Source organism: Ideonella sp. sgz306126 (assembly GCF_056032705.1).
Genome location: NZ_JBVYWP010000003.1, coordinates 682,254 through 701,826, shown reverse-complemented (window position 1 = coordinate 701,826; position 19,573 = coordinate 682,254). Strand labels below are relative to the sequence as shown.

Here is a 19,573-nt window from a genome sequence, read left to right as displayed (position 1 = left end):
TGCCTACAATCGCCGCCGATGACGTCCCCCCTGCCCCCGCCCGCGCGCCGCGCCATCCTCGAACTGCCCGACGAGCTGGTGAGCCAGATCGCGGCCGGCGAGGTGGTGGAGCGGCCGGCCTCGGTGGTGCGCGAGCTGGTGGACAACGCGCTCGACGCCGGCGCCAGCCAGGTCACGCTGCGGCTGACCGGCGGCGGCATCCGCTCGATCGTGGTCGAGGACGACGGGCTGGGCATTCCGGCCGACGAACTGCCGCTGGCGTTGAAGCGCCACGCCACGAGCAAGATCCGCTCGCTGGCCGAGTTGGAAGGCGTCCAGACCATGGGTTTCCGCGGCGAAGCGCTGGCCGCGATCGCCTCGGTCTCGGACATGAGCGTGCTCAGCCGGACGGCCGAAGCGGCCCACGCGCAGCGGCTGGACGCGCGCAGCGGCGAGTTGCAGCCGGCCGCGCGGGCCCCTGGCACCAGCATCGAGGTTCGCGAGCTGTTTTTCAGCACGCCGGCGCGGCGCAAATTCCTCAAGAGCGAGGCCACCGAGCTGGCCCACGCCGTGGAAGCCGTGCGCCGCCATGCGCTGGTGCGGCCCGACGTCGGCTTCGCGATCTGGCACGAGGGCAAGCTGATCGAGCAGTGGCGGCGCGCCACCCACGAGCAGCGCATCGCCGACATCCTGGGAGAAGACTTCGTCGATCGCAGCCGCGGCGTGGACGTGGCGGTCGGCCCGATGCGGGTGATGGGCCGCATCGGCCTGCCCGAGGCGGCCCGCGCGCGCAACGACCATCAGTTCGCCTATGTCAACGGCCGATTCGTGCGCGACAAGCTGGTCACCCACGCGGTGCGCAGCGGCTTCGAGGACGTGCTGCACGGTCAGCGCCAGCCGGCCTATGTGCTGTTCATGGCGATCGAGCCGACCCGGGTCGATGTCAACGTCCACCCGACCAAGATCGAGGTGCGCTTCCGCGACCCGGGCGAGGTCTACGGCGCGGTGCGGCGCACCGTGGAGGGTGCGCTCGCCGCGCCCGGCGGCGCAACGCCGCAGCCGCTGCCGACCGGCGCGACGGCCCCCGCGGCGCCGGCCGCCACGGACCGCCCGCCCCCTGCGGATTCGCCCCGCGACGGCGCCCGTTTCGCGGCCTGGCCGGCATCGTCGACCCAGCGTCCGCTCAGCCTGGCCGACCTGTCGGCGCTGTACGCCCCCGAGCCCCGCGCCGAGGCCGGGAACGCCGACGCTGCGGCGAGGCTCAAGGTGAACGAGGCCCCTCCCTCGTGGCCGCGCGAGCCGGCCCCGTCCGGCTCGGACACGGTCCTGGCGCCGGACGCCGCTGCCACGCCACCCGACGACACCGCCGCCTGGCCGCTGGGCCGCGCGCTGGGCCAGCTGGCCGGCATCTACGTGTTGGCCGAGAACGCACGCGGCCTGGTGCTGGTCGACATGCATGCCGCTCACGAGCGCATCGTCTACGAACGCCTGAAGGCGGCGGCGCAGGCGCAGACGCTGGCGTCCCAGCCCTTGCTGATCCCCGCCACGTTCGCGGCCACCCCCACCGAGGTCGCGATCGCCGAAGCCCGCCATGACGAGCTGCTCGCGCTCGGCCTGGACCTCTCGCCACTGGGCCCGCTGCGCCTGGCGGTGCGGGCCCGCCCGGCTGCGCTGCCCGACGCCGACCCGGTGGAGCTGGCCCGCTCGGTGCTGCAGGAGCTGGCCGAACTCGACGCCGCCGACGCCGGCCGGCTGATCACCCGCGCCCGCGACGACCTGCTGGCCACGATGGCCTGCCACGGCGCGGTGCGCGCCCACCGCCAGCTCACGCTGCCCGAGATGAACGCGCTGCTGCGGCAGATGGAAGCCACCGAACGCGCCGACCAGTGCAATCACGGCCGCCCGACCTGGCGCCAGCTGACGCTCAAGGAACTCGACGCCTTGTTCCTGCGCGGGCGTTGACCCGCGCGGGCGTTGACCCTCTCGCGCGACGACGCCTGGGGGACAATGCGGTTTTGGCTGGTCCCGCCTGTTGCGGAGCCGGCCCCCGTGAAGGATTTGCATGCGTTCCGAACGCGATATCAAGCGGGCGCCCAAACGCGCCCTGACCGACCGCCTGCCCGAGCGCGACGCGGCCGCCAAGCCGGCCACGCCCCCCGCACCGCCGGCACGCGACATCCCGGTCAGCTACGCCAGCCGCGGCGAGCACCCGGGCCGCCCGGCCCGTGGCGACGAGCGACGGGACGAACGCCGCCCCGCCCGTGGCGACCGTGACGCCGCACCCCGCCGCGGTCCGTCCGACCCGCGAGCGACCGACCGCGTTCGACGCGAGGAGCGCGACCCGCGTGCCGCAGCGTCCGGTGACCGGCCGCGCGGTGGCCCGGCAGGCGCCCAGCCGGCCACGCCGGACAGCGAACGACGGAGTCCGCGCGCGGCCCCGACCGAACGCCCCCCGGCCCCGCCGCACCACGCCAGACCGCTGGCGACGCCTCGGCCGGCACCGCAGTCCGCCGGGCGCACCGAGCCCGGTGCCGCGCCGCGCCGCGTGGCGGCACCGGCCCAGCGGCCGGTGTCGACGCAGGAGGGTGTCCGCCTGTCCAAGGTGCTGGGTGACCGCGGCCTGGCGTCGCGGCGCGAGGCTGACGACTGGATCGCCGCCGGCTGGGTCCGGGTCGACGGTGAGATGGCGGTGCTGGGCCAGCGGGTGGGCCCGCAGGCCCGGATCGAGATCGACCCGGCCGCGCACGGCCAGCAGGCCAAGCGGGTCACGATCCTGCTGAACAAGCCGATCGGCTACGTCTCGGGCCAGCCCGAGGACGACCACGAACCGGCCGTGGTGTTGATCACCGCCGCCAACCACTGGGCCGAGGACCCGTCGCGCAAGCCCTTCCACCCCGGCCACGCACGCGGCCTGGCGCCGGCCGGCCGCCTGGACATCGACTCCACCGGTCTGCTGGTGCTGACCCAGGACGGCCGGGTGGCCAAGCACCTGATCGGCGAAGACTCGGATGTTGAGAAGGAGTACCTGGTGCGGGTGGAGCACGTCCGGCCCGATCCGCTGCCGGACAGCGACCTGAAGCTGCTGAACCACGGGCTGATGCTCGACGACAAGCCGCTCAAGCCGGCCAAGGTCAGCTGGGCCAATGAAGACCAGCTGCGCTTCGTGCTGCGTGAAGGCCGCAAGCGCCAGATCCGCCGCATGTGCGAGCTGGTCGGCCTCAAGGTGGTGGGATTGAAGCGGGTGCGCATCGGCAGCGTGGTGCTGGGCAAGCTGCCGGCGGGCCAGTGGCGCTATCTGCGCGATGACGAGCGCTTCTAAGGCCACGGCGATGGCGATGCCTGCGCCGTCCGGGCCACCTGGGCGATGAGCGAGGCCCGGCCCCGCCCACGCTGGATCGGCCTGGCCGGACCGACCGCCTCGGGCAAGACCGCCGCCGCCCTGGCGCTGGCGCGGGTGCTGCCGCTCGAAATCATCAGCGTCGATTCCGCCCTGGTCTACCGCGGCATGGACATCGGCACCGCCAAGCCGTCGCTCGCCGAGCAAGCCCAGGTTCCGCACCATCTGATCGACCTGATCGACCCCAGCCAGGCCTATTCCGCCGCGCGCTTCGTGCAGGACGCGAACCGGCTGATCGACGACATCACCGCGCGGGGCCGCTGGCCGCTGCTGGTGGGCGGCACGATGCTTTATTTCAAGGCCTTGATCGACGGCATCGACCCGCTGCCCGAAGCCGACGCGTCGGTGCGTGCCGAGATCGATACCCAAGCCGTGGCGCTGGGCTGGCCGGTGCTGCACGCGCAGCTGGCCCGGGTCGACCCGGCCACTGCGGCGCGCCTGGCGCCCCACGATGCGCAGCGCATCCAGCGCGCGCTGGAGGTGTGGCGGATCTCGGGTCGGCCGCTGTCGGCCTTCCACACCCGCGCGCAGGCCGCGGCGCGGGCCCCGTGCCACCGCCTGTTCGCGCTCGAGCCCGACGACCGGGCCTGGCTGCACCGGCGGATCGCCGAGCGTTTCGAGCAGATGCTGGACCAGGGCCTGCTTGACGAAGTCCGGGCCTTGCGCGCACGGGGCGACCTGCGGGCCGATCTGCCCTCGATGCGCTGCGTCGGCTATCGCCAGGCGTGGGAGGCGCTCGACGCCGGCCTGACGGGCGATGCCCTGCACGCCGTGGTGCGCGAGCGGGGCATCGCGGCCACCCGGCAACTCGCCAAACGGCAGCTCACCTGGTTGCGCAGCCTGCAGCGGACCGTGCTGGGCGCCGAAGACCCCCACGCGGCCCGACACCTGACGGACCAGGTCCAGGCCGCCCTGTCTTGACGAGCATCAAGCTCAGGCGGGTCTGTCGCTTCTACAGTGCCGGATGCCCACGACCCTGTACGACGATTCAGGCCATAGTTGCCTGATGTTCACCGATCTGGCCGACGATGCCGTTGGCGAAGCGGTGCAATCGAACCAGTTCCTGATCATCGACGACGGCACCGGTGCGATCCTCGATCCGGGCGGCAACCTGGCCTACAGCGAGCTGTATCTGACGATGACGCGGCACTTTCCGCCGCACAAGCTGTCGGCCATCCTGGCCTCGCACGCCGATCCGGACATCATCGCGTCGCTGGACCGCTGGACCACCTCGACCCAGGCCAAGCTCTATGTCTCCAAGGTGTGGGAGCGCTTCGTTCCGCACTTCTGCAAACCCGGCAAGACGGTGGGCCGCATCGTCGGCATTCCGGACGCCGGCATGCGCATCGCGCTGGGCCGCACGGAGCTGTGGGCGCTGCCGGCGCATTTCCTGCATGCCGAGGGCAACTTCCAGTTCTACGATCCAGTCAGCCGCATCCTGTTCTCGGGCGACCTGGGCGTGTCGCTGGTCGGCGGACAGGTGGCCAAGCAGCCGGTGACCGACCTCGCCTCGCTGCTGCCGTCGATGGAGGCCTTCCACCGCCGCTACATGGTGTCGAACAAGGTCATGCGGCTGTGGGCCGACATGGTGAGCCCGCTGGAGATCGACATGATCGTGCCCCAGCACGGCGCGCCGCTGGCCGGTCCGGCGATCAAGGACTTCATCGCCTGGGCGCGCGAGCTGCAGTGCGGCGTCGACCTGGTCGGCTCCTCGCTGTACCAGGTGCCGGCCTGAGCGCGCGCCGGCAGGCCGGTCACGGCCGCGCCAGCGGGCGCGCTTCGTCGCTGTTGCTGCGGGGCAAGATGGGTGCCGCGCGCACACAGTTGCGGCCGGCGTCCTTGGCGGCCTGAAGAGCCACCTCGGCTTCCTGGATCAGGCTGTCGAGCGATTGCTGGCCCAGGTGCACATGCGCCACGCCGACGCTGACGGTGACCACCAGGTGCGCCCGCTCCCAGCGGAACGGCGTGGCCGCCACCTGCTGGCGGATCCGTTCGGCGGCATCGAGTGCGCCCAGCGGGTCGGTGTGCGGCAAGAAGACGGCCAGCTCGGCGCCGCCAAAACGGGCCAGCACGTCCGACTGGCGCAGCGTGGCGTTCACCCGCCGTGTCACCTCCAGCAGGATCTCGTCGCCACAACGCAGGCCCATGCTTTCGTTGATGCGGCGCAGGTGATCGGTGTCGACCAGCAGCAGCGCGCCGTCGTCGCCATAGCGCCGACAGCGCGACCACTCGCGATCGGCGACGCGCAGGAACTGGCGCCGCGTGCTCACCCCGGTGAGCTCGTCATCCATCAGCAGCAACTCGCGCTGCTGGGTCGATTCGGCCAGGGCCCGCGCCAGATGCAGCGCCACCCCGCCGGCCAGCAGGGCCGGCACCAGCGCCAGCAGGCCACCGCCCAGCGCCGCCGCCCAGGAAACGCCATCGAGCCCGACCAGCAGCGCCGCCACCCCCACCGCGACCGCCAGGCCGACGGCGGCCTGGAACAGCCAGGCGGAACCCAGCCCGACGCGCCGCACCAGCAGGGCCAGGCGGTGGACAAATGGGAGGGAGGACTCGGCACGGGCCACGGGCGGTTCCCAATCAGTTCCAGAGCATCGATTCCAACATAAAAGCCCCGCGCCGTGGCCCTTTTGGGTCAAGCTGGGCGTGACATAGTCCCCCTTCGCCAGCCGCCCCGGGCCTTGCCCGGCGTCAAGACGATCCGCCATCGCGAGCCGGACACTGATCCGCAGCGATCGCCAGGAACCCCACGATCAGGAGACGCCCATGAGCCGATCACCCCTTGTCATCGATTCGATCGAGCGCGCCGTCGACGCATTGCTCGCCCGCGTGCCGGGCGACTTGGTGCTCGGCATCCCGCTGGGCATCGGCAAGCCCAACCCCTTCGTCAACGCGCTGTATCGGCGCCTCAAGGCCCAGCCCGAGCGGCGGCTGCGCATCGTCACCGCGTTGTCGCTGGAGAAGCCGGTGGGCAAGAGCGAGCTGGAGCAGCACTTCCTGCAGCCGCTGGTCGAGCGCGTGTTCGCCGACTACCCGGACCTGGACTACCTGAAGGACAACCGCGCCGGTACGCTGCCGCCGAACGTCGAAGTGCGCGAGTTCTTCATGAAGACCGGCGACTACCTCGACAACCCCGCCGCCCAGCAAGGCTACATCGCCACGAACTACACCTTCGTGGCCCGCGACATGGCGCTGCAAGGCATGAACGTGCTGGCCCAGGCGGTGGCGTCGCGCCACGGCGAGCAGGGGTGGCAGTTGTCGCTGTCGAGCAACCCGGACGTCAGCTTCGAGATCTTCGAACACTTTGCCGAACTGGGCCGTCCGCTGCTGAAGGTGGCGGTGGTGAACGGGCAGATGCCGTTCATGCCCAATGGCGCCGTGGTCGATCCGGCGCTGTTCGACCTGGTGGTGACCGATCCGGCGGCGACCCACACCTTGTTCGGCCCGCCCAACAGCCGCGTCGGCAACGCGGACTACGCGATCGGGCTGCATGCCTCCAGCCTGGTGGCCGATGGTGGCACGCTGCAGATCGGCATCGGCTCGCTGGGCGACGCCATCGCACGGTCGCTGATCGTCCGCGATCAGCACGGCGCCGACTACCGCCGGGTGCTCGAACAACTTTGCCCCACCGGGCTGGCGGGCCGGCATCTGGAGCACTTCGAGCAAGGCCTCTACGGTTGCTCGGAGATGTTCGTCAACGGCTTTCTCAAGCTGATCGAGGCCGGCGTCATCCGCCGCGAGGTCTTCGGCGACACGCAGCTGCAACTGCTGCTCAACCATGGCGACATCGACGGCACGGCGGTGACGCCGCAGACCCTGCGCGCGCTGCGGCAGTCAGGGCGCGTCGCGTCGCCGCTGCAGCCCGACGACCTGGACTTCCTGACCCGCTTCGGCGTGCTGCGCCCGGGCGTGCGGCTGGACGGCCGGCACCTGGTGGCAGGTGCGCACCGCTGCGTCAACGATCTCGACGACCCGGCCCATTTCGACGCCTTGTGCCGGCACGCGCTGGGCACCCGCCTGCAGGGCGGCGTGGTCATGACCGGAGGCTTCTTCCTCGGTCCGCAGGATTTCTACCAGCATTTGCGCCAGATGCCCGAGAGCGAACTCGCGAAGATCGACATGACCCGCATCGACTTCATCAACCAGCTCTACAGCCGCACGCCGGGCCAGAGCGAGCTGAAGCTGGCGCAGCGCCGCCGCGCCGCGTTCATGAACACGACGATGATGGTCACGTTGCTCGGTGCGGCGGTCTCCGACGCCCTGGAAAGCGGCCAGGTGATCTCCGGCGTCGGCGGGCAGTACAACTTCGTCGCGATGGCCCATGCCCTGCCGGACGCCCGGTCGATCCTGATGCTGCGCGCCACCCACCAGCACCGCGACGGGCTCAAGAGCAGCATCGTGTGGAGCTACGGCCATGTGACGATTCCGCGCCATCTGCGCGACGTGGTGATCACCGAGTACGGCGTCGCCGACCTGCGCGGACAGGCCGACGCCGAGGTCATCAAGCGGTTGATCTGCATCGCCGACTCGCGCTTCCAGCCCGAACTGCTGGCCGCCGCCCGTCAGCACGGCAAGCTGGAAACCGGCTGGGAGCTACCCGAGGCCTTTCGCCACAACCTGCCCGAGCGCCTGGACGCGATCCTCGACCCCTGGCGCCACGCCGGCACCCTGCCCGACTTCCCGTTCGGCACCGATCTCACTTCCGACGAACTCCACATCGTACGGGCCCTGCAGAAACTCAAGCACGCCGCCAGCCACCCGGTCGAGCTGGTCACGATGGCGCTCAAGGCCTTGTGGGAGGACCGCGAGGCCCCGCCCGCCTACCTCGACCGCCTGGGCCTGACCGACGCCAGCAGCTTCAAGCAGATGCTGGTGCGCAAGCTGTTTGCCGGCAATCTGTGAACGCTGGCAGGCCCGGTCTTCGGGCGCGGCGCGAAGCGCTACATCAGCGCCAGTTCCATCTGCCCCTGGTGCGCGAACTCCAGGCTTGTTGACGCCGCCACCAAGGTGGCCTAAAGTGATATCACAAAGATGTCACAGGAGGCACCATGTCACGCATCGTTCACGAGGAACGCCGCTACACATCGTTCAACGGGTACGCGATGGCCGCGTTGGGCGTGGCGCTGATAGGCGCGGGTGCCCGATCGGTACTGCAGACGGCAAACAACGGCGGGGACCTGATTCCGGCCGGTGGCTTGCTCGTTGCAGGCGCCTTGGTACTCGCCGGCCTGTATATCCTTCAACCCAACACGGCCGCATTGTTAACGCTGTTCGGTGCGTACCGCGGCACTGACCGTGGCACTGGCCTGCGCTGGGCGAATCCACTGTGCCTCAAGCGCAAGCTCTCGCTGCGTGCACGGAACCTGAACATGCCAGCGCTCAAGGTCAATGATCAGCGCGGCAACCCGATCGAGATCGCCGCTGCGGTGGTCTGGAAAGTCGATGACACCGCGCGGGCGGTCTACGAAGTGGACGACTACGAACGTTACGTGGGTGTTCAAGCCGAAACAGCATTGCGCCACCTCGCCTCACGTTACGACTACGACAGCGGCGACACCGATACCAGCGAACGCCAAAGGCCCACGTTGCGAGGCAGCATCGACGAAATTGCCCAGGCACTGATGGAAGAACTGCAGGAGCGTCTGGCTGCCGCTGGCGTGGTGGTGCAAGACGCCAAGCTGACCCACCTGGCCTACGCTCCCGAGATTGCCCAGGTGATGTTGCGTCGCCAACAGGCCGAGGCCATCATCAGCGCACGATCGAAAATCGTGCTTGGCGCGGTGACCATGGTCGAAGCAGCGCTCAAGGGACTGTCCGAGCGATCCATCATCGAACTTGACGACGAACGCAAGGCTGCGATGGTCAGCAATCTGCTGGTGGTGCTGTGCTCGGACAAGGACGCCCAGCCGGTCATCAACGCCGGCACGCTGTACAACTGACGCTGCTCATGAACCCGCGCGTGATCGACGCCCTGCTGATTTCTCTGGTGCTGGTGTTGACAGCCTGGGTGCTGACCAGCGGACAACAGCTGCCGCCTGTCGTCGTCTCTCACTTTGCTGCCGACGGCCGTGCAGACGGTCACATGGCACGTTCCGTCTATCTGCAGCTGATGGCGTTGATGCAATGTGCTGCCCCGCTGGCCATCGGCTATCTTTTGCCCGGGGTCATCAGCGCCAGCAAGGGCCGAGGGCTCAACCTACCCCATCGTGACTATTGGCTGGCGCCGGATCGCCGCGCCGACACTCTGGCCTGGCTGCGCGGCTCCCTGCGCTGGCTGGCCCTGGGCATGGCGATTTTCCTGGCGGCATTGCATGCGATGGTGGTCGACGCCAACCTGAGCACGCCTGCAGCGCTTCCGATGGCGTCGGTCGAGGCTAGGCTGGCGCTGTTCCTCGCCTTCGTCGCCGCCTTGACGGTCAGGCTATGGTGGCGATTCAGAATGCCGGATTGAGCACGGACGACGGGATGGCCAGCCCCGGCAAGAAGAGCTACCCGCTGCGCATCGACCCGGCTTTGTGGGCCGAGATCGAGCGTCTCGCTGCCCAGGAACTGCGCAGCGCCAACGCTCAGGTTGAGTTCCTGCTGCGTGAAGCCCTGGCCAAGCGAGGCCGTGTCGCCGTCGCGCCCCCCCGCCGACCCCAAGGTTTGCCTCGCGACGAGCCTGGCTGACCTCAGTGCGCCCCACCCGCGTCGGCCGACATCCCGGTATGCGGTGCCGGGCGGCGCGTCAGCCAGATCAAGCCGATCAGGCTCAGGAAGATGAAGGACGAGCCGAGGAAGATGTCGTCGGCCGCGCGCGTGAAGGCCTGCTGGTTGATCAGCTGATTCACCATGAACAGCGCCTGCTGCGTGCTGAGGCCGGCGGCCTGCAGGCCTTGCAGGGCCGATGCCAGCGCGCCCTGGCCCTGCGCCAGCGGTTCGGTCAGGTGTGCGTGGTGCAGCGCCGCGCGGTTCTCCCACAGCGTGGTGGCGATCGAGGTGCCCATCGCGCCTGCGGTGATGCGCACGAAGTTGCTCAAGCCCGCCGCAGCAGGCATGCGCGAAGGCGGAATGCCGGCCAGCGTGATCGTGGTCAGCGGGATGAAGAACAAGGCCATCGCGATGCCCTGGATCAGCGTCGGCACCATGATGTGGGCGAAATCCGTCTGGGTGTCGAAGCGCGAGCGCAGCCACAGCACCAGCGCGAAGACCATGAACGCCACCGTGGCCATGCGGCGAGGGTCCCAGACCGCCACCTTGCGGCCCACCAGCGGCGTCAGCAGGATCGCGAACAGGCCCACCGGAGCCAGCGCGATGCCGGCCGTGGTGGCGGTGTAGCCCATGAACTGCTGCAGCCACAGCGGCAGCAGCACGACGTTGCCGAAGAACAACCCGTAGGCCACCGACAGCGTCACCACGCCGAACAGGAAATTGCGCCCGCCGAACAGCCGCAGGTCGACCACCGGGTGCTCGTCGGTCAGCTCCCATACGACGAAGATCGCGAAGGCGATCGCCGCCACCAGCGCCAGCACGACGATCTGGGTCGATGCGAACCAGTCGAGTTCCTTGCCCTTGTCGAGCATCAGCTGCAGCGAGCCGACCCACAGCACCAGCAGCACCAGGCCCACGCTGTCGATCGGCAGCTTGCGGGTCGGCGTCTCGCGGTGCCGGTAGATGCCCCAGGTGATGCCGGCGGCCAGCAAGCCCACCGGCACGTTGATGTAGAAGATCCACGGCCAGGTCATGTTGTCGGTGATCCAGCCGCCCAGCAACGGCCCCACCACCGGCGCCACCAGCGTGGTGACACCCCACAGCGCCAGCGCCAGGCCGGCCTTGCGCGGTTCGTAGGTCGACAGCAGCAAGGTCTGGGACAGCGGGATCATCGGCCCGGCGACCAGGCCTTGCAGCACCCGGAACGCGATCAGCCACGACAGCGACGGCGCGAAGCCGCACAACCACGAGGCCAGCACGAACAACAGCACGCTGGCGGTGAACAAGCGCACCGCGCCGAAGCGCTGGGTCAGCCAGCCGGTCAGCGGCACCGAGATCGCATTGGCCACGCCGAAGCTGGTGATGACCCAGGTGCCCTGGTTCGGGCTGACGCCCATGTCGCCCGCGATCGCCGGGATCGACACGTTGGCGATCGACGAATCGAGCACGTTCATGAAGGTCGCCAGCGACAGCGACAAGGTGCCCAGCATCAGCGGCACCCCGTGCAGCGGCGCGGGCGCGGCGGCGGGTGCGCGGGCGGTGTCGGCGGGTTCGGCCATCGGGGTTCCCGGTCCTGGCTCAGCGCCCGACCGGCGCAACGCCTGCCGCAGCCGGTGCGCGCCCCAGGCTGGCGGCGATGATGCGCTGCACGTCGGCGTCGGCGGCCTGCTGCTGCGCGTCGAAGACCGCGGTCGCCACCACCGGCTCGCTGCGCGGCACGTCGGCCACCGCCTTGCCGCTGTGGTCCGTGGTGTCGACGGTCACGTCCATCGACAGGCCGACGCGCAAGGGGTGCGCGGCCAGATCCTTGGCGTCCAGTGCGATGCGCACCGGCACGCGCTGCACGACCTTGATCCAGTTGCCGGTGGCGTTCTGCGCCGGCAGCAGCGAGAAGGCCGCGCCGGTGCCGGCACCCAGGCCTTCGACGTGGCCATGGAAGACCACCTTCTTGCCGTACACGTCGGCGCGCAACTCGGCAGGCTGGCCGATGCGCAGGTCCTGCAACTGGCTTTCCTTGAAGTTGGCGTCGACCCAGACCTGGTTCAACGCCACCAGGGTCATCAACGGCGCACCGGCCTGCACCCGCTGGCCGATCTGCACGCCGCGCTTGGCGATCGTGCCATCGGTGGGTGCCAGCAGCACGACGCGCTGCAGCGCCAGGTAGGCCTCGCGCACCCGGGCGGCCGCCCGCTGCACGCTGGGGTGCTGCGCGACGCTGATGCCTTCGGTCTGCGACTGGCTGGCGGTGAGCTGCTCGCGTGCGGCCAGCGCGGCCGATTCGGCCGCCACCACCGTGCTCTTGGCCGCCGCCAGCTGGGCGGTGGCGTGCTGGTATTCCTCCTTGCCCACCGCGCCGTCGGCCACCAGGGCCGTGCGGCGGTCGACGTCGGCCTGCGAGCGCGCCAGATCGGCCCGTGCCTTGGCCAGGTCGGCTTCGCGCAGGCTGATCTGGGCGTTCAGCGTGGCGTTGTTGGCGAACAGCGTGCGCACTTCGCGCACCGTCTGCCCCAGCGCCGCTTCGGCCTGCTCCAGCGCCACTTTCGCATCGGCCGGGTCGAGCCGCACCAGCGGCTGGCCCGCCTTGACGAAGTCGGTGTCGTCGGCGTCGATGGCCACCACGGTGCCGCCGACCTGGGGCGTGATCTGCACCACGTTGCCGGCCACGTAGGCGTTGTCGGTGTCCTGCCGGTTGCGGCCGTTGAACCAGTCCCAGCCGCCCCAGGCCAGGCCGGCCACCACGACGATGGCGGCGATGGCGGTCAGGCCGCGGCGGCGCGCGTTGTTGCCGGAGTTGCTGGTGTTGTCGATGTCGCTCATGGGAAGTCTTTCGAAGGCGTTGTGTTCGGTGGCCTCGCGGCGCTTCAGTGTTGGGCCAGGCCCAGGGCCGGGGTGTCGTCGGCCCAGCCGCCCCCCAGCGCCTGGAGCAGGGCCACGCGGGTGTCCAGCCGCCGGGCCTGCAGGTCGACCGCCAGGCGGCGCTGGGCCAACACCTGGCTTTCGGAGCCGAGCACGATCAGGTAGCTGCCCAGGCCCGCCTGGTAGCGCTTGGCGGCCAGCGCCTGGGCGGACTCGGCGTGGGCCATCGCGGCGGCTTGTTCCCGCTGCTGGCGCTCCAGCGACTGGGCCGAGCTGACCGCGTCGCCCGCCTCTTTGACCGCCCCCAGCACGACGCCGTTGTACTGGGCGATGGCCGCGTCGAGCTCGGCCTGGCGGCCGCCCAGCTGGGCGCGCAGCCGGCCGCCGTCGAACAGCGGCAGGTGCAGCGCCGGCAGCACCCCCATCTCGCGGCTGGCACTGCGGAACACGTGCGCCAGATTCAGCGCGTCCAGGCCGATGAAGGCACTGAGGTTGATGTTCGGATAGAACTGCGCATGTGCCGAGCTGACGTCCTGCGTCGCCGCCTCGACCCGCCAGCGCGCCGCCACCACGTCGGGGCGACGGCCCAGCAGGTCGGCCCCCAGCGTGTCGGGCATGGACGCCAGCTGGAGCGACGCGAGACGCGGGGACAGGCCGCTCAGCGCGTCGGGGGCCTGGCCGCTGAGCACGGCCAGTTGACGGCGCGCCAGCGTGATCTGTTCGTCCAGCGCTTCGACCTGGGTGGCGATCTCGGGCAGGCCGCCCTCGGCCTGCGTCAGCTCGACCCGGGTGTCCAGGCCGGCGCTCACACGTTCGCGGGTCAGCTTGAGCATCGCCTCGCGCTGGCTGCGGGTCTGCTCAAGCACCTGGCGCTGCGCGATCAGGCGCGCCAGCCCGATGTAGCCCCGGCTGACCTGCGCCGCCAGCGCGTTGGCGGCGGCCGCCGCGTCGGCCTGCGCGGCACGCGCCTGGCCGACCGCCGAGGCCAGCTCGGCCGCGTGCTCGCCGAAGAAGTCGGGTGACCAGCTGGCACCGGCCTGCACCGTGCCCTCGTTCCAGAAGCGCCCGCCCAGCGGCGGTGGCAGCAGGCCGTTGGCCGAGTAGAGCTGGCGCGAGGCCTGGGCGGTCAGCGCCGCCTGCGGACCGGTGGCCGCCCGGGTGAGCTGGGCCAGTGCCGCGACGCGCTGCATGCGGGCCCGCGCGACCGCCAGGCTGGGCTGGTCCTGGAGGGCCTGCTCGACCAGCGCGCTCAGGCGCTCGTCGCCCAGGGAACGCCACCACTGCGGCGCCACCGGCGCCGACTCGGCGGCGGTCAGGCCCAGCGCGGGGGCCGCCACCGCCTTCAGCGGCGGGTGTGCCGGGCCGGGGCTGGCGCACCCGACCAGCAGCGCGGCCAGGCCGAGCGCCGCCAGAGCGGCCACACGGGGCGGCGCGATCGGCCGCCGCGACAAGACAGATGAGGTCATGGTCCGGTATTGCATAAGGGTTAAGCGGCCGGTGGGTCGCGCAAGGCCTCGCCGTTGGCCAGCATGCGGGTCAGCAGGCCCAGCAAGGTCTGCCATTCGTCGTGGCTGAAACCGCTCAGGTGATCGTTGAGCACGCTGGCCAGCACCGCCGACATCTTGCTGGCGACCTGGCGTCCTTCGTCGGTCAGCATCAGATGGACGACGCGACGGTCTTCGGTCGAGCGCTCGCGCCGGATCAGGCCCTTGGCCTCCAGGCGGTCGATCGAGCGGGTCATCGCGCCCGGGTCGATGTCCAGGTCGCGCGACAGGCAGGCGCCGGTGTTGCCTTCGTTCATCGCCAGCTTGTAGAGCGGCAACCACTGGACGTAGGTCAGGTCGTAGGCCGCCAGCTGGCCGTCCGCATGCGCCAGGATGGAGTTCAGCACCCGCCGCATCAGATAGCCCACGCTCTGGTCGGGGCGGTACTGCCCGGGGACGTAGAAGACGGAACGGGAAGCGGGCTTGCGGGACATGGAGCGTCAATGTAATTGCTTATGCAATGATTGCAGAGACAATCATTGAATAGCCCATCACCGTGCAAGGTCTTGTCGTCACACGCGCGACGCCGGGCCTTGCCTACACTGCAGCGCATGCCGACCTCCTCCCCCGCCGAACGCCCCAAGGCCACCTCACCCCGCTCGCTGTCGGGGCTGCTTCCTTTTCTGCACCCCTATCGCTGGCGCATCGCGCTGGCCCTGGCGTTCATGGTGCTGGCGGCCACGGCCACGCTGGTGCTGCCGGTCGCGCTGCGTTCGCTGATCGACGGTGGCCTGGTGGCCGCCTCGCCGGGTGACCGCCTGATGGCGCTGCGCCACGACTTCGGGTCGCTGTTCGCGGTGGGCGTGGCGCTGGGCGTGTTCTCGGCGCTGCGCTTCTACATGGTCAGCTGGCTGGGCGAACGAGTCACCGCCGATCTGCGCAACGCGGTCTATGCCCACGTGATCCGGCAAAGCCCCGAGTTCTTCGAGACCAACGCCACCGGCGAGGTGCTGAGCCGCCTGACCACCGACACCACGCTGGTGCAGACCGTCGTCGGCTCCAGCCTGAGCATGGGCCTGCGCAACACGGTGATGGGCATCGGCGCGCTGGGCATGCTGATCGTCACCAACCCTTACGTGATGACCCAGGTGCTGGGCATCCTGGTGCTGGTGGTGCTGCCGGCCCTGTTCTTCGGCCGGCGGGTGCGCAACCTCAGCCGCGCCAGCCAGGACCGCGTGGCCGACTCCAGCGCCATCGCCAGCGAAGTGATGAATGCGATTCCGGTGGTGCAGAGCTATCTGCAGGAGCAGCGCGAATCGGCGCGGTTCGATGCCGCCACCGAGGACGCCTTCGACACCGCCCGCAAGCGCAACAAGGTGCGCGCGGTGCTGGTGGCCTTCCTCATCAGTGCCACCTTCGGCGCGCTGCTGTGGGGCCTGTACCAGGGCACGCAGGCGGTGCTCCAGGGCAGCATCACCGCCGGCCACCTGGGCCAGACGGTGCTCTACGTGATCGTGCTGGTCAGCTCGGTGGCGGTGCTGTCCGAGGTCTATGGCGACATGCTGCGAGCGGCCGGCGCGACCGAGCGCCTGATGGAGCTGCTGCATGCGCGCTCGCCGGTGGTCTCGCCGCCGCAGCCGGTGGCGCTGCCGCCGACCCGCGGCGGCTCGACCCTGCAATTGGAGGCGGTGCGGTTCCACTATCCGTCGCGCCCGCTGCAGGCGGCGCTGGAAGGCGTGTCGCTGGAGGTCCGTCCGGGCGAGACGGTGGCGCTGGTCGGCCCCAGCGGCGCGGGCAAGTCCACCGTGCTGCAGCTGCTGCTGCGCTTTTACGACGTCAGTGCCGGCACGGTGCGGGTGGACGGGGTCGACGTGCGGCAGATCGATCTGGCCGCCTTGCGCCAGCGCATCGGCATCGTGCCGCAGGACAGCGTGATCTTCTCGACCACCGCGCTGGAAAACATCCGCTATGGCCGCCCGGAGGCCAGCGACGAGGAGGTCGTCGCCGCCGCCAAGGCCGCCTTCGCGCACGACTTCATCCTGGCCTTGCCAGGCGGCTACGGCAGCTTCCTGGGCGAGCGCGGCGTGCGCCTGTCGGGTGGGCAGCGCCAGCGCATCAGCATCGCCCGCGCGATCCTGAAGAACCCGCCGCTGCTGCTGCTGGACGAGGCCACCAGCGCACTCGACGCCGAGAGCGAACGCATGGTGCAGGCCGCGCTCGAAGCCGCGATGAAGGACCGCACCACCCTGGTCATCGCCCACCGTCTGGCCACCGTGCAGCGGGCCGACCGCATCGTGGTGCTGGAACACGGCCGCATCGTCGAGCAGGGCAGCCACACGGCACTGGTGGAACAAGGCGGCCTGTACGCCCGCCTGGCGGCGATGCAGTTCAATGACGCCTGAGCCGCTCTCTCGCCCGCCGTCCCAGGCTGGATAATCGCCGCTTCAGCGCCCGACCCGCCCTCCGCCGTGACCCGTCCCATCCGCTCCCAGTACGAAGATTTCATGCGCCATGTCTACCAGCATGGCGTGGCCAAGGGTGACCGCACCGGTACCGGCACACGCAGCGTGTTCGGCCACCAGATGCGCTTCGACCTGAACGAAGGCTTTCCGCTGGTCACCACCAAGAAGGTCTTCCTGAAGGCCGTCATCGTCGAGCTGCTGTGGTTCCTGCGCGGCGACTCGAACGTCAAGTGGCTGCAGGAGCGCGGTTGCACGATCTGGGACGAATGGGCGAGCGAGGATGGCAGCCTGGGTCCGGTCTACGGCGTGCAGTGGCGTGCCTGGCCCACGCCTGACGGCGGCCACATCGACCAGATCGCCGAGGTCGTCAAGCAGCTCAGGAGCAACCCCGATTCGCGCCGCATCATCGTCAGCGCCTGGAACGTGGCCGAGCTCGACCGGATGGCCCTGATGCCCTGCCACGCGTTCTTCCAGTTCTACGTCGCCCCGGCCACGGCAGCCGGCGGCCGGGGCCGCCTCAGCTGCCAGCTCTACCAGCGCAGTGCCGACATCTTCCTGGGCGTGCCCTTCAACATCGCCAGCTACGCGCTGCTGACCCACATGCTGGCGCAGCAGTGCGACCTGGACGTCGGCGACTTCATCTGGACCGGCGGCGACTGCCACCTCTACGCCAACCACTTCGAGCAGGTCGAGACCCAGCTGGCGCGCTCTCCGCTGCCCTACCCGATGCTGAACATCAAGCGCCGGCCGGCCTCGATCTTCGACTACGACTACGAGGACTTCGAGGTGCTGGACTACCAGCACCACCCGGCCATCAAGGCACCGGTGGCCGTATGACGGAGCTGGTGCTGATCGCCGCCGTCGCGCGCAACGGCGCCATCGGCCGCGACGGCCGGCTGCCCTGGCACCTGCCCGAGGACCTGGCGCACTTTCGTCGCCACACCCAGGGCTGCCCGGTCATCATGGGCCGCAAGACCTGGGACTCGCTGCCCCCGCGCTTCCGGCCGCTGCCCGGCCGGCGCAACCTGGTGCTGACGCGCCAGCGCGGGCTGGCCCTGCCCGGCGCCGAGCCCTGCGCCAGCCTGGACGAGGCGCTGGCACGCGTGGCCGGCGCCGCCACGGCGTATGTCATCGGCGGCGCCCAGCTCTACGCCGAGGCCCTGCCCCGCGCCGATCGCCTGCTGCTCACCGAGGTCGAGCAGGAGGCCGAGGCAGACGCCTTCTTCCCCGCCTGGCGGCATCAGGACTTCGACGAGATCCAGCGCGAGCGCCACCGCGCCGCGGCGCCGAACCTTTTCGAGTTTTCCTTCGTCACCTATCAACGCAAGCACGCACCGGACACGCACCATGGCTGAAGAGGGATTCGACGTTCACGGCCCGCACGACCACGCGTTGGAGCATGCCGGACACCACGACCCCGACGGGCTGGGCGGACAGTTGGCGGTGATCACCGCGCTGCTGGCCACCGTCGGCGCGATGTTCTCGTACATGGGCGGCGCCACCCAGGCGGACGCCGGCCTGTACAAGAACACCGCGGCGATCAAGAAGACCGCCGCAGCCGACCAATGGGGCTTCTACCAGGCCAAGAGCGCCAAGCAGAACCTGGCCGAACTGGCCGCCGAACTGGTGCCCGCCGAACGCAAGGCGGCCTACCTCCGGGAGGCCGAGCGCTACCAGAAGGAGAAAGCCGGCGTCAAGGCGGCGGCCGAGGCGCTGGACCAGGAATCCGAAACCTGGGAACAGCGGTCCGAAGCGAAGATGCACCAGCACCACCGTTGGGCGCAAGCCACCACGGCGCTGCAGGTCGCAATCGCGATGGCCGCCATCACACTGCTGACACGGCGCAACTGGCTGCGCTGGGCCACGATCGGCGTCGGCGCGGGCGGCGTGGTCATCGGCGCCCTGGCCTGGTTCCACCTATGAATTGGAGCCGCACGTGAAACTCGCGACCTGGAACGTCAACTCCCTGGCGGTTCGCCTGCCGCAATTGCTGGCCTGGCTGGCCGAGCATCCGGTCGATGCGCTGGTGCTGCAGGAAACCAAGCTGAGCGACGACAAGTTCCCGTGGGCCGAGATCGAGGCCGCCGGTTACCGGGTGGCCTTTCATGGCCAGAAGACCTACAACGGCGTGGCCTTGCTGGCGCGCGAGGAGCCGCAGCAGGTCGTGCGCAACATCCCCGGCTTCGATGACGATCAGGCGCGCGTGATCGCCGCCACCGTGAACGGTGTGCGGGTGGTCGGCGGCTACTTTCCCAATGGCCAGGCACCGGGCAGCGACAAGTTCGCCTACAAGATGCGCTGGCTGGACGCGCTGCGCCACTGGTTGGCAGGCGAGCTCGAGCGCCACCCCAAGCTGGTGTTGATGGGCGACTTCAACATCGCCCCCGAAGACCGCGACGTCTACGACCCGGTGGCGTGGGCCGGGCAGATCCATTGCACCGATGAAGAACGGGCCCATTTCCGTGGCTTGCTGGGCCTGGGCCTGGTCGACGCGTTTCGCCTGTTCGAGCAGCCGGCCAAGAGCTGGAGCTGGTGGGATTACCGCCAGCTGGCGTTCCGCAAGAACCAGGGCCTGCGCATCGACCACATCCTGGTCAGCGCCGCGCTGGGCGCTGCGGTGACGGCCTGCGAGATCGACAAGCAGCCCCGCAAGAACGAGCGCCCCAGCGACCACGCGCCGGTGTGGGTCGACCTGGCACCTTGAC

At 70.0% G+C, this 19,573-nt stretch carries 18 protein-coding genes; 13 read left to right on the top strand and 5 right to left on the bottom strand.

Annotated features, from left to right (window positions below; all coding sequences use genetic code 11):
• Positions 1–18: 18 nt before the first annotated feature.
• From mutL to AC0N04_RS11640, 4 genes are all read left to right on the top strand, one after another.
• Positions 19–1,941 (top strand): DNA mismatch repair endonuclease MutL, encoded by a 1,923-nt coding sequence (gene mutL, locus AC0N04_RS11655; protein WP_474281718.1) that lies wholly within the window; start codon positions 19–21, stop codon positions 1,939–1,941.
• Positions 1,942–2,041: 100 nt separating this feature from the next.
• Positions 2,042–3,298 carry a pseudouridine synthase gene (locus AC0N04_RS11650; RefSeq protein WP_474281716.1) on the top strand — a complete coding sequence of 419 codons (1,257 nt, stop codon included), beginning with the start codon at positions 2,042–2,044 and terminating at the stop codon, positions 3,296–3,298.
• Between the two features lie 45 nt (positions 3,299–3,343).
• The gene (gene miaA, locus AC0N04_RS11645; RefSeq protein ID WP_474281714.1) at positions 3,344–4,297 is read left to right on the top strand and encodes a tRNA (adenosine(37)-N6)-dimethylallyltransferase MiaA; all 954 of its coding nucleotides are present in this window, start codon (positions 3,344–3,346) and stop codon (positions 4,295–4,297) included.
• Positions 4,298–4,340: 43 nt separating this feature from the next.
• Entirely contained in the window at positions 4,341–5,111 is a 771-nt protein-coding gene (locus tag AC0N04_RS11640; RefSeq protein WP_474281712.1) for an oxygen-binding di-iron domain-containing protein, read from the top strand.
• Between the two features lie 19 nt (positions 5,112–5,130).
• Here the strand turns inward: AC0N04_RS11640 and AC0N04_RS11635 are convergent, their stop codons facing one another.
• The gene (locus AC0N04_RS11635) at positions 5,131–5,943 is read right to left on the bottom strand and encodes a GGDEF domain-containing protein (protein ID WP_474281710.1); all 813 of its coding nucleotides are present in this window, start codon (positions 5,941–5,943) and stop codon (positions 5,131–5,133) included.
• A 199-nt stretch (positions 5,944–6,142) separates the two neighbouring features.
• On the opposite strand from AC0N04_RS11635, the gene AC0N04_RS11630 reads away from it, so the two are divergent.
• The 4 genes from AC0N04_RS11630 (at position 6,143) to AC0N04_RS11615 (ending at position 10,045) form a co-directional block, all read left to right on the top strand.
• The gene (locus AC0N04_RS11630) at positions 6,143–8,278 is read left to right on the top strand and encodes an acetyl-CoA hydrolase/transferase C-terminal domain-containing protein (RefSeq protein WP_474281708.1); all 2,136 of its coding nucleotides are present in this window, start codon (positions 6,143–6,145) and stop codon (positions 8,276–8,278) included.
• A 146-nt stretch (positions 8,279–8,424) separates the two neighbouring features.
• Positions 8,425–9,315, top strand: coding sequence for an SPFH domain-containing protein (locus AC0N04_RS11625; protein WP_474281706.1), 891 nt, complete (start codon positions 8,425–8,427; stop codon positions 9,313–9,315).
• Between the two features lie 8 nt (positions 9,316–9,323).
• Positions 9,324–9,827, top strand: a complete 504-nt coding sequence (locus AC0N04_RS11620) for an SdpI family protein (protein ID WP_474281704.1) — start codon at positions 9,324–9,326, stop codon at positions 9,825–9,827.
• A complete protein-coding gene (locus tag AC0N04_RS11615; RefSeq protein WP_474281702.1) occupies positions 9,824–10,045 on the top strand; it encodes a type II toxin-antitoxin system antitoxin in 222 nt (73 codons plus the stop codon). Before AC0N04_RS11620 ends, AC0N04_RS11615 begins: the two co-directional genes overlap by 4 nt.
• 2 nt (positions 10,046–10,047) lie before the next feature.
• Here the strand turns inward: AC0N04_RS11615 and AC0N04_RS11610 are convergent, their stop codons facing one another.
• From AC0N04_RS11610 to AC0N04_RS11595, 4 genes are read right to left on the bottom strand one after another with little or no spacing between them, the layout of a single operon-like run.
• Positions 10,048–11,625, bottom strand: coding sequence for a DHA2 family efflux MFS transporter permease subunit (locus tag AC0N04_RS11610; protein ID WP_474281700.1), 1,578 nt, complete (start codon positions 11,623–11,625; stop codon positions 10,048–10,050).
• A gap of 19 nt (positions 11,626–11,644) precedes the next feature.
• Entirely contained in the window at positions 11,645–12,883 is a 1,239-nt protein-coding gene (locus AC0N04_RS11605; RefSeq protein ID WP_474281698.1) for an EmrA/EmrK family multidrug efflux transporter periplasmic adaptor subunit, read from the bottom strand.
• Between the two features lie 44 nt (positions 12,884–12,927).
• A complete protein-coding gene (locus AC0N04_RS11600) occupies positions 12,928–14,388 on the bottom strand; it encodes an efflux transporter outer membrane subunit (protein WP_474281696.1) in 1,461 nt (486 codons plus the stop codon).
• Between the two features lie 20 nt (positions 14,389–14,408).
• Positions 14,409–14,900 carry a MarR family winged helix-turn-helix transcriptional regulator gene (locus AC0N04_RS11595; RefSeq protein WP_474281694.1) on the bottom strand — a complete coding sequence of 164 codons (492 nt, stop codon included), beginning with the start codon at positions 14,898–14,900 and terminating at the stop codon, positions 14,409–14,411.
• A gap of 117 nt (positions 14,901–15,017) precedes the next feature.
• Between AC0N04_RS11595 and AC0N04_RS11590 the strand changes: the two genes are divergently transcribed.
• From AC0N04_RS11590 to xth, 5 genes are all read left to right on the top strand, one after another.
• Positions 15,018–16,808: an ABC transporter transmembrane domain-containing protein gene (locus AC0N04_RS11590; protein WP_474281692.1), complete on the top strand. Its 1,791-nt coding sequence runs from the start codon at positions 15,018–15,020 to the stop codon at positions 16,806–16,808.
• A gap of 102 nt (positions 16,809–16,910) precedes the next feature.
• Positions 16,911–17,705: a thymidylate synthase gene (locus AC0N04_RS11585; protein WP_474282063.1), complete on the top strand. Its 795-nt coding sequence runs from the start codon at positions 16,911–16,913 to the stop codon at positions 17,703–17,705.
• Complete coding sequence (locus tag AC0N04_RS11580; RefSeq protein ID WP_474281690.1) at positions 17,702–18,223, top strand: dihydrofolate reductase; 522 nt, start codon at positions 17,702–17,704, stop codon at positions 18,221–18,223. Before AC0N04_RS11585 ends, AC0N04_RS11580 begins: the two co-directional genes overlap by 4 nt.
• Complete coding sequence (locus AC0N04_RS11575; RefSeq protein WP_474281688.1) at positions 18,216–18,791, top strand: DUF4337 domain-containing protein; 576 nt, start codon at positions 18,216–18,218, stop codon at positions 18,789–18,791. Before AC0N04_RS11580 ends, AC0N04_RS11575 begins: the two co-directional genes overlap by 8 nt.
• Positions 18,792–18,804: 13 nt before the next feature.
• The gene (gene xth / locus AC0N04_RS11570) at positions 18,805–19,572 is read left to right on the top strand and encodes an exodeoxyribonuclease III (RefSeq protein ID WP_474281686.1); all 768 of its coding nucleotides are present in this window, start codon (positions 18,805–18,807) and stop codon (positions 19,570–19,572) included.
• Position 19,573: the final 1 nt, after the last annotated feature.